This is a genomic window from Lachnoclostridium phytofermentans ISDg (genome assembly GCF_000018685.1).
Classification (GTDB): Bacteria; Bacillota; Clostridia; order Lachnospirales; family Lachnospiraceae; genus Lachnoclostridium; species Lachnoclostridium phytofermentans.
The window spans coordinates 271412-284532 of record NC_010001.1; the positions used below are offsets into that span (position 1 = coordinate 271412).

The 13121-nt window shown below is 35.9% G+C and carries 8 protein-coding genes; 5 read left to right on the forward strand and 3 right to left on the reverse strand.

What is annotated here, in order from left to right:
- Nucleotides 1-269 precede the first annotated feature (269 nt).
- Nucleotides 270-1742, forward strand: a complete 1473-nt coding sequence (gene gltX / locus CPHY_RS01215) for a glutamate--tRNA ligase (RefSeq protein ID WP_012198251.1) — start codon at nucleotides 270-272, stop codon at nucleotides 1740-1742.
- Nucleotides 1743-2045: 303 nt separating this feature from the next.
- The gene (locus tag CPHY_RS01220; protein WP_012198252.1) at nucleotides 2046-4046 is read left to right on the forward strand and encodes an ATP-dependent helicase; all 2001 of its coding nucleotides are present in this window, start codon (nucleotides 2046-2048) and stop codon (nucleotides 4044-4046) included.
- A gap of 238 nt (nucleotides 4047-4284) precedes the next feature.
- Here the strand turns inward: CPHY_RS01220 and CPHY_RS01225 are convergent, their stop codons facing one another.
- A complete protein-coding gene (locus CPHY_RS01225; protein WP_012198253.1) occupies nucleotides 4285-4620 on the reverse strand; it encodes a DUF1292 domain-containing protein in 336 nt (111 codons plus the stop codon).
- Between the two features lie 313 nt (nucleotides 4621-4933).
- Here CPHY_RS01225 and CPHY_RS01230 point away from each other — a divergent pair, with 313 nt between their 5' ends.
- Nucleotides 4934-7492 (forward strand): ATP-dependent DNA helicase, encoded by a 2559-nt coding sequence (locus CPHY_RS01230; RefSeq protein ID WP_012198254.1) that lies wholly within the window; start codon nucleotides 4934-4936, stop codon nucleotides 7490-7492.
- A 171-nt stretch (nucleotides 7493-7663) separates the two neighbouring features.
- Here CPHY_RS01230 and CPHY_RS01235 read toward each other — a convergent pair whose 3' ends face one another.
- On the reverse strand, nucleotides 7664-8581 hold the full coding sequence (locus CPHY_RS01235; RefSeq protein WP_012198255.1) for a diacylglycerol/lipid kinase family protein: 918 nt from the start codon (nucleotides 8579-8581) through the stop codon (nucleotides 7664-7666).
- A 352-nt stretch (nucleotides 8582-8933) separates the two neighbouring features.
- Between CPHY_RS01235 and CPHY_RS01240 the strand changes: the two genes are divergently transcribed.
- Nucleotides 8934-10715 carry a DUF885 domain-containing protein gene (locus CPHY_RS01240; protein WP_012198256.1) on the forward strand — a complete coding sequence of 594 codons (1782 nt, stop codon included), beginning with the start codon at nucleotides 8934-8936 and terminating at the stop codon, nucleotides 10713-10715.
- 65 nt (nucleotides 10716-10780) lie between these two features.
- Here CPHY_RS01240 and CPHY_RS01245 read toward each other — a convergent pair whose 3' ends face one another.
- The gene (locus CPHY_RS01245) at nucleotides 10781-11815 is read right to left on the reverse strand and encodes a sugar kinase (RefSeq protein WP_012198257.1); all 1035 of its coding nucleotides are present in this window, start codon (nucleotides 11813-11815) and stop codon (nucleotides 10781-10783) included.
- 477 nt (nucleotides 11816-12292) lie between these two features.
- Here CPHY_RS01245 and CPHY_RS01250 point away from each other — a divergent pair, with 477 nt between their 5' ends.
- Entirely contained in the window at nucleotides 12293-12946 is a 654-nt protein-coding gene (locus CPHY_RS01250; RefSeq protein ID WP_012198258.1) for a DUF4358 domain-containing protein, read from the forward strand.
- Nucleotides 12947-13121 lie beyond the last annotated feature (175 nt).

The following is a 13121-nucleotide window of genomic DNA, read 5'->3' on the forward strand; positions in this document are numbered from 1 at the left end:
AATTGATGATATCTGTATTTAAATAATTGATGATATTTGTCTTTAAATAATAGATGATATTTAAATAGAAATATAGGTGAATAACGGATGGATAAAATGCAGAAAAGGATGTATCTTATTACCTTGACAGGACATTTTGGATGGATTATAGTAATACATATTGAATCTTGGGATTCTAGTAAAAGTACGAGTTTCACATATATGAAATCGGCACGAGATGGCAATTATTATAGAATCCAAAGAAAATTTTAGAAAAGGCGGGATTACAAATGGCTAAGGTTAGAACCAGATTTGCACCAAGTCCAACAGGGCGTATGCATGTTGGTAATCTAAGAACTGCACTTTATGAGTATTTGATTGCTAAACATGAAGGTGGAGACTTTATATTAAGAATAGAGGATACAGATCAGGAACGTTTGGTAGAAGGTGCTACTGAAATTATTTACCGCACCATAGCAAAGACAGGGTTAATTCATGATGAAGGTCCAGATAAAGATAAAGGATTTGGTCCATACGTTCAAAGCGAGCGTCAGGCTACCGGAATTTATTTAAAATATGCAAAAGAGTTAGTAGAAAATGGGGAAGCTTACTATTGCTTCTGTACTAAGGAACGCTTAGAAACATTAAAGAGTGCTGTTGGTGAGGAAGATGGAGAAAGTAAAGAAATAACCAAATACGATAAGCATTGTCTTCATTTAAGTAAGGAAGAAGTTGAAGCGAATTTAGCGGCTGGTATGCCATATGTAATCCGTCAGAATATGCCTACCGAAGGAACTACATCATTTACTGATGCTATTTATGGAACTATTACCGTTGAAAACTCTGAATTAGATGATATGATTCTAATTAAATCCGATGGATTCCCAACTTATAATTTTGCTAACGTAATTGACGATCATTTCATGGAAATTACTCATGTAGTGCGTGGAAATGAGTATCTATCTAGTACACCAAAGTACACTAGATTATACAAAGCATTTGGTTGGGAAGAGCCAGTTTATATCCACTGCCCATTAATTACAAATGAAGAGCATCAAAAATTAAGTAAGAGAAGCGGACACTCCTCTTTTGAAGATTTAATTGAGCAGGGATTTGTTACAGAAGCAATTGTTAACTTTATCGCTCTTCTTGGTTGGAGTTCTACAACTAATGAAGAAATTTTCTCTTTAGAAGAATTAGTTCGTGAATTTGATTATACTCACATCAATAAATCTCCTTCCGTTTTCGATATGAATAAACTTCGCTGGATGAACGGAGAGTATATTAAGAGAATGGATAGTGAGAAGTACTATGAGTATGCACTTCCACAAATAAAGAAAGTAGTTACAAAAGACTACGATTTGAAATTTATTGCTGATTTAGTAAAGACAAGAATTGAAACCTTTCTTGATATTGCAGAGATGATTGATTTCTTCGATGAGCTTCCTGAGTATGATATCGCTATGTATACTCATAAGAAGATGAAGACAGACTCTGAGAATTCTTTAAAGGTATTACAAGATGTTCTTCCAAGATTTGAGGAACTTACGTGTTACTCTGTTTCCTCTATTGAAAGTGTATTAATGGGCTATATTGCAGAGAATGGAATTAAGAATGGTCAAGGCTTATGGCCAGTTCGTACTGCAGTGTCCGGTAAGCAGTCTACACCAGGCGGAGCATATGAAATTATGAGCATTCTTGGAAAAGAGGAAAGTCTTAGAAGAATACGCATCGCAATTGATAAATTAAGCAGTTCCCTATAAGAAGAATGTGCTCTCTTAAAGTTTAAAATTTTAGAAAACAGTATTTTCCATGTTCAATATGCACAAGGAAGATACTGTTTTTTTTCTGTACGATCTACTAGGAGCACGCTTTTATCTATGGTATGATAGTAGTAAGGATCAGTTATGTGAGAGTCAAGGATTCAAATGCTTAAGGATTGTCAAGGCATGTTGCGAACTGAGGCAAGGTCTACTGAGAGCTACTTCACCGTAATATTATGCCTGAATAAGTCATTGACATAAATTTAAGATGCACAAGAGTTAGTGTAGAAATAGAGGTTAGTTATGAAAACAGTGAATGAAGCGCAGGAGAGAGCGATTAAACATCATAAAGGTCCCATGCTTGTTCTAGCGGGACCCGGTTCTGGGAAGACCTTAGTGATCATAAGAAGAACGCAGTATCTTATAGAGCAGCATGGTATTTCACCAAATAACATTCTAGTAATTACGTTTACCAAAGCTGCTGCTATGGAGATGCAGGAACGCTTTGATAGGTTAATGGGACAAGGAAGGTTTGGTGTTAATTTTGGAACCTTCCATGCAATCTTTTTTAAGATATTACGATTTGCTTATAACTACAGTGTTTCTAATATAATAACAGAAGAAGAGAGATACCGCCTCTTACGCGATATCATCCAATCGATGGAGCTTGAGATAGAGGATGAGAAAGAATTTTTAGAAGGGATTGGATCGGAAATCAGTTTAGTTAAGGGAGAAAACATGGATATTTCTCATTACTACTCTATGAATTGTTCCGAAGAGACTTTTCAGGAAATATACAAAGAATATGATAAGAAGTTACGTCATCAAAACAAGATTGATTTTGATGATATGTTGCTTCTTTGTTATGAGTTATTAATAGAAAGACCTGACATATTGTCCTTATGGCAACAGAAATATCAATACATCCTTATTGATGAGTTTCAAGATATCAATCGTATTCAATATGAAATTATCAAGATGCTTGCGAAACCTAAAAACAATCTATTTATCGTGGGCGATGATGATCAGAGTATCTACCGGTTTCGGGGTGCAAAGCCGGAGATCATGTTATCCTTTGAAGAAGAATATAAAGGAGTAAAGAAAGTCGTTTTAAATAAAAACTACCGTTCCAAAGGGAATATTATTACAGGAGCACTTAAAGTTGTTGGTAATAACAAAAAGAGATTTCCGAAAGAGATACAATCGATACATGAGCCAGGAAATGAGATTAATGTAAAATCATTTTCCGATTTGCCAGCACAAAATCAAGCGATTCTTGAGGAGATTGATCATTATCGTAAGATGGGGATGCGCTATTCTCAAATTGCTGTCCTTTATCGAACGAACACGCAACCAGGTTCACTCGTTACGAAGCTTATGGAGTATAACATACCATTTAAGATGAGAGACAGCTTACCAAACATCTATGAGCACTGGATTGCTAAGGATCTAATTTGCTATATTAAGTTATCCATGGGAATTCGGGAGAGGGGTCTTTTTTTACAGGTAATGAATCGACCAAAACGGTATATTAGTAGAGAGGCATTAGAGCAGACAGATGTGGATTTAAACACAATAAGGGAATTCTATATGGAAAAGCCTTATGTTGTCGAACGAATTGATAAATTAGTTTACGATTTAACACTAATTCGTAGAACAAATCCATATGCAGCAATTAACTATATCCGTAGGGCAGTAGGTTATGATGATTACTTAAAGGAATATGCGGCCTTTCGTAGAATAAAGGTGGAAGAGCTCTATGACATTTTATCCGAGCTTCAAGAAGAATCAAGAGAATATAAAACGCATGAGGAATGGTTAAATCACATTGATGAGTACAAAGACGGACTAAAGGAACAGGCATTAAAACAGAATCAAAAAGATGTGGATGGCGTGATATTAACTACGTTTCATGCTTCCAAGGGTTTGGAATTTGATGTGGTTATCCTTATGGATGCAAATGAAGGAATAACACCTCATAAAAAAGCAGTGGTACCAGAGGATATGGAGGAAGAGAGAAGGATGTTTTATGTCGCCATGACGAGAGCAAAGAGTTTTCTTCATATCTTTTATGTGAAGCAACGGTATAATAAAGAATTATCACCCTCCAGATTTGTCGGGGAATTACTTGTTAGTCCTATGGAATTAAGAGAAGGGATGAGGATTCATCATTCCATCTATGGAGAGGGAAGCATTAAGAAAATGGAAGAGAATAAGTTAACAATACAATTTGATAAGATTTTTCTTCCAAAGGTGCTAGACATGGAATTTTGTATACGAAATCAAATGATCAAAGTGGTCTAGACAATCAGTATTTCATATGATAGGGATAGGTTGATTGCGCCTGCGTGGGCGCACTAAATTGAGAAGAGTACGCTTCGTAAACTACCTTTTATGAAAAAAGTGAGAGCAGCGAATCCTTGGAATATACTATGCTTCCTGTAGGTCTATTCGAGACTCTCACTTTATAATTCTTATCAAAAAAAGCACGCGAAGCGTGCTTTTTCTTATTTGGGATCTGCTTTCGCAATATCCTTAATATTTATTCTTCATCCTCTGCTTCTTCGTCTCCAAACATTTCGTCGAATTCTTCAGAATCTATGAACTCATCAAATGCTTCAGAAACAGCTTCAAATTCAGCATCATCTTCGATGGACTCTAATTCGATCTCATCACCATTCTGGATGAATTCATATAAGAATACTTCACCCTCTTCTCCAGCATCTTCTGGAAGTAATGCAATGTATTGTTTCTCGCCGCATGGGAATACAGCTATAATATCACAAACAACTTCGGTATCGTCCTCTAAAGTTAATGTTACTTGGTCATGAAAAAATTCGTCACTGCTGCAGTTACAGTCATCGCCATGTTTATCCATTTTATATACCTCACTTCTCAAAATTGTGAAAGTTAAATTCCACCATTTGACTATAACAGATTCAATGGAAAAAAGCAAGGCTCTACTTTGTATTAGAACACCGAAACACTTGTTCTTTAATTTCTTGAATGCTATAATAAAAAGGATAGTTTCTATGACTTAAGAAAGAATAAGAAGAGAACGTTTAAAAGGGTCAAAGCGGATATTTGCAATCCGCTTACACTACTTACTCATAACCTCATTGCCACTACACTAACGAGGTTAAATTAGTAATCTGACTCATTACATAGAACTAAGAGATGGGAGAAACCAAATGCCGGATACTGACTTAAAATCGATAAAGATATCTGTTCGTAATCTAGTAGAATTTATAATGAAATCAGGGGACTTAGATAACTCTGTTGGAAAAAGGGATCCTGATGCCATGCAAGAAGGCAGCAGGCTACATCGAAAGATTCAGCGAAGAATGGGGCCTGAATATAAGCCAGAAGTGGCACTTCGTGTTACAGTTCCGGTGTCGAGGGAAGATATCGAATTTGAGCTTATTATTGAAGGCAGAGCGGATGGCATTATTACGAATATAGAGCCTACTAAGGAGGATAACCCTATTCTGGAGGAAAAACCTACTTTAGAGGAAAAACCTACTTTAGAGGAAAAACCTATTTTGGAGGGAAAACCTATTTTGGAGGGAAATCCTATTTTGGAGGAAAATCCTACTTTGGGGGAACATCATCCTTCAGAGGAACATCCTTCAAAGCAGAATGGGGCAGAAGGTAACATCCACGTTATCATTGATGAGATAAAATGTGTTTATGCGGATATCAGTCAGATTACTGAGATGATTCCAGTTCATCGTGCACAAGCTTTATGCTATGCCTATATTTATGCCAAGGAGCGAGTACTGGATACAATAAGTATTCAGATTACCTATTGTCATCTTGAAACTGAGGCAATAAGAATTTTATCGGAAGAACTTAAGTTTAAGGAACTATCAAACTGGTTCCAGAATTTGATACAAGAGTATTGTAAATGGGCGGCATGGCAGATTAAGTGGATGGAGAGCAGAAATGAATCCATCAAACAGATTGAATTTCCTTTTGAATATCGCCCTGGACAAAGAGATTTAGTGACTGGCGTTTACCGGACCATAATAAGAGATAAAAAATTATATATAGAAGCACCAACGGGAGTTGGAAAAACCATTTCAACAGTATTTCCGACAGTGAAGGCGATGGGAGAAGGCTTTGTTTCAAAAATCTTTTATCTGACTGCCAAGACAATTACACGTACTGTCGCAGAGGATACTTATCAGTTGCTCTTGGAGCGGGGCTTATCGATGAAACTTGTTACGATAACAGCAAAAGATAAGATTTGTATCTTAGACAAGCCTAACTGTAATCCGGCCGCATGTGAACGAGCCAAAGGACACTATGACAGAGTAAACGATGCAGTTTTTGATTTATTAACGAGTGAATCAAGAATATCAAGAGAACTGATTGAGCAGTATGCTATGAAGCATTGTGTATGCCCATTTGAGATGTGTCTTGATGTGACATTATGGGCAGATGGCATCATATGCGATTATAACTATGCATTTGATCCCAATGTGTATTTAAGAAGATTTTTTGAGAATGATAAGAAACAGGATTATGTTTTTTTGATTGACGAGGCTCATAACTTAGTAGACAGAGCAAGGGAAATGTACAGTGCTATGCTGTATAAACAGGATTTTTTAACGGTAAAAGGTATTGTAAAAGATAAGTCGAAGACAATGGTGAAGAGGCTCGAAGCCTGTAATGAGGTAATGCTTCGGTTAAAGCGTGGTTGTGATGACATAGAAGTATTACAAGATGTGAATGATTTGGTACTGCCTCTTTTAAGACTTATGTCAGAGTATGAAGAGTTTTTTAAGGAATATGGTGATTTTGAAGGCAGAGAGGTTGTATCACAGCTATTTTTTGATCTACGAAAATTTCTTGCTATTCATGACATATTAGGGGAGGACTATCTAATCTATTCCGACTATGATGAGAGAGGAGAATTTCGTGTAAAGCTTCTTTGTATGGATCCTGCAAGAAACTTATTAACCTGTTTAAATAAGGGAAGGAGTTCCATCTTTTTTTCTGCTACATTATTACCAATTACGTATTATAAGGAACAGCTTGGCGGTTCCGAGGAAGATTATGCTATCTATGCACCCTCTCCATTTGAAGTTTCAAAAAGGCTGCTCATGATAGCAAAAGATGTCAGTACAAAATATACAAGGCGGGGTCAAGATGAGTATGAGAGGATTGTTTCCTATATCGAAGGCTTTGTAAATGCAAAGGTAGGGAATTATTTTGTGTTCTTTCCTTCTTATCAGATGTTGCAACAAATCGCCCAATTAAGCGAAGATAGAATCCCAAATCTTTTATTACAAAAGACAAGTATGGGAGAACTAGAGAAAGAGGAATTTTTAGCTGCGTTTGAGGAAAATCCTACGAATACGAAGGTTGGCTACTGTGTTATGGGAGGAATCTTTTCAGAAGGAATCGACTTAAAGAAAGATCGTTTGATTGGTGCGGTGATTGTAGGAACGGGATTACCGCAGGTTGGTAACGAAAGAGAATTATTCCGTGGATATTATGATGATCGAAACGGATCTGGTTTTGACCATGCTTACCTTTACCCGGGGATTAATAAAGTACTTCAATCTGCTGGTAGAGTGATTCGTACGGTCGAAGATAAAGGAGCGATTTTATTGCTTGATGAACGTTTTTTAAATTCTCAGTACAAAAATCTATTTCCAAGAGAATGGGAGCAGTATGATATCGTAAATCAAGAGAAAATGCAGGAATTATTGGAGGATTTTTGGAGTCAAAAAAACGAATAACCTAAGAAAAATTTTTCTATGGGTTATTCGTTTCTAGCTTTTATTGATATTAACTTCCAGGCAACTACGTTGATATCTAGGCTTATATTAACTTCTAGACTACTATATTGATTCTAGGCTTATATTAACTTCTAGACTACTATATTGACTTTTAGGTTATTATATTAACTTCTAGGTTATTATATTAACTTGTTCACTGGTACAACGAAGTGTTAAATCTGTATGTTCTCCAAGCACTTCACCATCCGTATGAACATATAACGGGGATTGCGTGTGAATAGATACAGAGCTACAAGTAATCATCTGAACACCTTTAATCTTGGTATGCTTGCCCAAAAAGATGGTTGGCATTACAAATAATATTTTTAACTTTGGAATATTTGATACCAAACAAATAGAAAGTTTTCGATCATTATCACTGGCATCGGGAGCCATCAATAATCCACCACCTTCACATTTGTGGATGAGGGATGCCATAAATATTAAGTTTTTAACGGAATAAGTGATACCATCTGCTATTACAGTAGCATCGCATGGCTTATTTGCGAAGATTTCTTTTACTCCTATTAAGAAGTAAGTCAATTTGCCTATCCCAATTTTATTTAGAAAATTTTTAATCTTTGTTGTTTGAGCAACTTGACAAATTGCAGCATCGTAACCAATCCCTGAGCTAACTGAAAATCTTCTAGGTAATCCATCTTCGAATGTTACTTGTCCATGATCAACGGCACGTATCTTTCTTGGATTTAATACTCTATCTAGTGCCTCCGCTGGATTTTTTGGTAATAATAATCCACGGGCAAGATCATTACTAGAGCCCATTGGTATGTAACCAAGTAGGACGTCTTCATAATTATCAATACCGTTAATCACTTCATTAGCGGTTCCGTCTCCACCGACAATAACAATTGTTTTTCTTTCGTTATCTATTGTACAGATTTCTTTTGCGATTTGGGTAGCATGGCCATGTCCGGTCGTAAAGTACTCTTTGTAATTTATGCTTTCGTTCTCTAAACGTTGTCTTAACCCTTGCCATAATTCTTTGGCTTTTCCAGTTTTGGAATGTGGGTTTATGATAAAGTGATACATTCGCGCTCCTTTTCATGCTGAGTTTCAATGTAAAACTACAGCAAATGGGAAAATTATATACTTATCTTATCCAATTTAAATCGGGATGTCAACAGAACTTTCCGACAGATATGGTAGAAATATGTTATTCATCTAAGGTTCATAAAAGCAGGCTATTCTTGTTGCAAAAATTATAAATTAAGAAGGAAAAATTATAAATTAAGGAGGGGAATATTATAATTCAAGGAGGAAAATGTTGTAATTTTACTAAATTACGGTATAATTACAAAAAAGAATGCTATATAAATTGCTATCGTTAGAGTACATAGTATGAAAAACTTTACACTAGCAGAAGACAATAAAGGAGGAGTATATGAAAGATCTAAAAAAAAGAGGTAAGCAAGGCTTAGTTACCATTGCGTTAAGTTTATCGATTTTGGTAACGGGCTGTGCGAACAAGGAGAAACCCAAAGACTTAACATTTGAAGATTATAGCAATCAGATGTTTCAGGAGATAGTTTCATCAAGTGCAATAACATATTCTCAATTTATAGAAGATCCAGAGAATTTCGGTATAACAGAGTATGATCATGTTCTGGCAACATTAAGTAAGAAGGAATATGATAAATCTATCAAGCAGTGTGAGGAAGATTTAGCACAACTTTTGAAATTTGACTATGATACCTTAACAACAGCTCAAAAAATTGATTATGACATTACGAAGGGAATGCTGGAACGAAGCATTGCTTCGAAAGATTCTTACTATTATAGTGAGCCACTTTCTCCGCTTGATGGAGATCATATTACGCTATCAGGGATTGTTAGCTTGTATGGTAATCGTTATTTTCAAACCTTAGTTGAAAAAGAAAAGGGAAACAAGAAAGAGGTCGAAAAATTTTTCGAAATCTATGAAATGATTGGAAAGTACTTTAATGAAGTCGCTCAGTATGAAAAAGAGAAAGCAAAAGCAGGGCTTTTTATGAATTCATCACGAGCAGAAGTTGTACGAAAGGCTTGTCTTAGTGTAGTGAATAACAATGCTTCGGATTATAAAAAGACTTTTCAGGAAGAGGTAACTAAGTTAAGTTTTCTAAGCGATAGTGAAAAGAAGGAACTAATTGAACAAAGCGATTCTTTAGTTGAAAAGCATATCGTACCTGCATATCAGAAACTAGTTGACACCATGAATGATTTAAAAGATCAGGGTGGGAAATCAAAAGGATTCTATGAAACAGAAGCAGGAAAAATCTATTATGAGAATCTCCTTAAGTCTACTTGTAGTGTGAATGCAACTCCAGAAGAATTAATGAAGTTGTTGGAGGAGAATCTTGCTGTATTTGTGAACGAAAAAGATCAGATTTTAGCTGACCATCCGAATATTGAGAATGAAATAGTTATAAGTGCGAGACAGTGGCCTGATGCAGAAAGTATCACAAAGATGTTATCAAATAAAGCAAAAGAAGATTTCCCTGATGCAGACTTAGCGTGGGGAGTGAAAGAAATGCCAACTTGTATGAATAGTTTTGCGGGTGGATTATTCTATCCATTTGCAATCGATTCGACATTAAAGGAGGAGTATATCTATCTTGGAACTATGAATGCTCCTGGGACTTTATCATTCCTACAAGTATTGGCGCATGAAGGAGTACCTGGACATCTTTTTCACTATAATTATTTAAATGATATTGGTACGACAGACTACCGAAAAGTCTTAGCATGGGCAGGTACAGGATTGGTTGGATATCTAGAAGGTTGGACGACATATGTTGAAGAAATAGGATACTCCTACGGTGGATTGTCAGATGTTCAAGCAAGAGAAGCTCAGCTGAATCGTTTAATAGAAATTACATTAGTCACTATGGTTGATATCGGTGTGAATTATTACGGCTGGGAAAATGACAAGATTTCTGAAGTAATCAGCCAATATGCACCACAATACCTGATTATGAGTACTTATATTAAGAGTATTGTTGAGGAATCGCCAGGTTTATATAGTTCTTATGCGGTTGGATATCTTTATACAAAGCATATTATCGATGCAATCAATGAGAAATCAGGTGGTACAATGAGTAAAAAAGAAGTTCACGAGAAATATTTGAGTGTTGGACCGGTGACCTATGATATCTTAATGAGAGAGTTAGGGGTAGCACAGTAATTCATGATTAGAAAAAGCACGCGAAGCGTGCTTTTTCTTATTTAAACTATACATATCTTTTCAAACTAACGATTCATCTCGCTCTGAGGCCCAATGTTTTGATGGGAGGAGATGATTTTTTGTATTTCTTTTAAATCAGTGGATGGTAAGTCTCCAGGAATGGTATTCTTCACTGCGCTTGCAGCATTACCGATTTCAAGAGCCTTTTGGCAGTCATCATATGCTAACAATCCGTAAAGAACACCAGATACATAAGCATCTCCACTTCCGATGCGGTCAATGACTTCTATATTCTGATATGGTGCCTCTTCGTAGAATTTATCTTCTACTGCATTATATATTGTGGAACCAAAGGTATGCTTCTTCGGACTAATTACGATACGTTCTGTTGTTGCTACAATTTTTATATTAAAATCTTCGGTATAGGATTTCATGATTTCTTTAATTGTACCGGTTTTGCCAAATGTTCGGCGAGAAGTTTCTTCGGATACAAATAAGATATCAACATATGGGAGGATTCGCTCAATGTATTCCTTTGCGGTTGCTTCATCCCAAAGGTTTGCGCGGTAATTTACATCAAAAGAGATAAGCGCTCCTTGTTCTTTAAACTTCTTAATGCACTCTTCTGTAACGTCCCTAGTTTGAGGGGATAGTGCTAAGGTAATACCGCATGTATGGAATAATTTGGTGGATGAGAAAGTGCTTTCTGGAATATCATCCATGGAAATCGTGTTGATGGAAGAGTTTCGTCTGTCATAAACTACAGAAGATTTTCTAGGATATGCTCCATTCTCATAAAAATAGATTCCTAGTCTAGCGTCTCTGCTTTCATCGAAGATAAGGCAGTCATCACTGACGCCACAGAAACGAAGGTGATTCTTTACATAAGTACCGATGTCGTTTTGTGGGACTTTTGAAATAATACCAGTACGAAGTCCCATCATAGAAATTCCAGATACAACATTTAATTCCGCGCCACCAGCGCATTTTTCAAATGTATCTCCACGTACAATACGCTCATTGGAGGGAGCAGAAAGTCTTAATAAGATCTCTCCTAAAGCAAGTGCGTCAAATTCGCGATTTTCATTAACCGTCAGCATACAAATTACCTCCCATTCATTCAAAATGTAAACGCTTACATTTAGTTATCTCAATTATACTTTAAATAAATTAGATGTCAAGAAAATAACGTCAGGATTCGAGTTTTAACGTCAGAATTCGAGTTTTTAAATTAGTTTGAAACTTTTCTTTAGAACATATTATCTAACTTAAGGTGCCCTAAAAATAGGAATCGATTTAATGTTAATGAAAAAGTAATAACAGAATTGGCTTTATCACACTTTCTACTTATATTATGGCAATAAAGAAACGTATTGCAAGATTTAAAAGTCCACATAATAATTTTTGAAAAAAATTTAAAATTAGGTGTAACTTTTTTTGTTACTAGCCGAATAATAGATGTCGACATGAAAATAAGAATATGAAAATGGAAGAAAAAGTTGTGATTCAGTCACACGAAGATTACAAAAGAAAAGAGAATAAGAAAATTTTTGATGGATTAAAGGAGAGAGAAAACAATGAGAAATAAAAAATTAATGGCATTATCTTTAGTAGCAGTATTAGCATTCACAGCATGTGGTAAGAAAGAAACAAATGAACCAACACCTACACCAACAGTAGCACCAACAGAAACACCAGCGGCAACTGAGACACCAACTGAGACACCAGCGGAACCTGGTACAGATGGATCTGGAGAGGAATTAGGAGCAACAGAACTTACAAGCAATGAGACTCTTGATAAGATTCATGAGGAAGTAAAGGCAGCTTATGGTGATAATTATCTTCCAAATATGCCATTCACTGTTGAAAACTTAGATGAAATGTTTGGCATAAAGGCTGATTGGTATGATGCAGCGATTGCAGAAGGTCCTATGATGAGCGCTCACGTTGATAAATTAATCGGTATTCATGTAACAGAAGGTAATTTAGAGAATGTACAGAACGCATTAAATGAATATCAGAAAAAAATAGCTACTGATATCCAATACCCAATGAACTTACCAAAGGTTCAAGCTTCTGTAGTTGAAACAGCTGGAGACTATGTATTCTTCGTAATGCTTGGTACAATTGATGAGATGAAATACACAGAAGATAGTGATATGATTAAAGCTTTTGGTGAGCAGAATCAGATTGCAGTAGATATTATTAAGAAAAATATTGAAGCAAAGTAAAAACTAAATCTAAATGAAGAATATAGCTTAAGTTTAAGCATTGTCGACATCTGCAATTTGTAACACTACCGTTGCAAACGCATTCATTCATAAAAGTATACAATTTTGAAATACTATTAATGGAGCGTCGCAGTATTGCCAGTGAGTGTTGAGGCATTCCTTTGGTTCTACTGTG